The organism is Vibrio sp. 2130-1, assembly GCF_033339515.1.
In genome coordinates, this window is the sequence record NZ_JAWOUT010000125.1 from 1 (window position 1) to 905 (window position 905).

1 protein-coding gene and 1 pseudogene are annotated in these 905 nt (G+C 48.4%); both read right to left on the reverse strand.

The features are described 5' to 3' along the window. Positions 1 to 23: 23 nt before the first annotated feature. Complete coding sequence (locus R7Q09_RS24655; RefSeq protein WP_318143762.1) at positions 24 to 638, reverse strand: metalloregulator ArsR/SmtB family transcription factor; 615 nt, start codon at positions 636 to 638, stop codon at positions 24 to 26. Between the two features lie 145 nt (positions 639 to 783). Next, positions 784 to 905 (reverse strand): annotated as a pseudogene (locus R7Q09_RS24660) (fructose-bisphosphatase class II); the annotation flags it as partial.

Here is a 905-nt window from a genome sequence, read left to right on the forward strand (position 1 = left end):
AGAGAGAGCGAAAGGGCCGATAGCTAAGCGGGGATTCGGTAAGCGCAGCGGCGTTGACCGCTAATGATATGCTCGGTACGCTCGACGGTCGTGTCGGCTCCGAGTAAGGACGGGAACACACTCAGTTCAGATTTGCATAAACTAGGGCAACGCGTGGCGGCTTTACAAATCGGGCAGTGATTCTCGATCAAGATAAAGCCGTGCTCATCTTGTTCAAGCTCTGCCATGTAGCCTTCTTTTTCGCGCAGAAAAACCAAAGTTTCCAGTTTGCTTTCTAAAGACTCACATTGGTCGAGGTGCTGGCGATAGTTTTGTAAAGTCAGTTTTTCGCGCTCGGAGGTAACTTTGTCGAGGCCATCTTTACCGAAGATGTGTTCCACGGCTTCGATAAATTGGATGGTGAGTTCGCCATGACGATCGGCGAATTGCTCATGTCCCTTCTGGGTTAAAGACCAATGGCGAGTAGGGCGTCCGACTTTGACTTTTACATCGTGAATCGACAGGATGCCTTCATCTTCTAAACCTTGCAGGTGCTGGCGAGCACCCATGGTTGTCATCCCAAGCTCAGAAGAGAGTTGTTTTGCAGTGACAGACCCGTCACGCTTAACGATTTGCAATATCCTATCTACGGTCTTCATATTCCCACCATTTGTATTTCCGTACACATTATGCGCGATAGGCTTAGTAAAGAAAAGTGTTGACTTAACTTGAGTGGGGATTTGGTGAGCCAAAAACAAAAAGGGTCAGCACTTTGCCAACCCTCTGCGATGCTGAACCAAAAAATTACAGAATGATATCGCGAACTTCTGGATCTTTGCGCTCTAAGTAATGGGTCGACTTGATGCGGCGAATGGTACGGCAACGGCCTCGCACGAGTAGCGTCTCTGTTGTCGCAATATTACCTT

Excerpts from the sequence above, each read along its gene's own strand:
- R7Q09_RS24655 (WP_318143762.1), bottom strand. The coding sequence starts at position 638 with ATGAAGACCGTAGATAGGATATTGCAAATCGTTAAGCGTGACGGGTCT.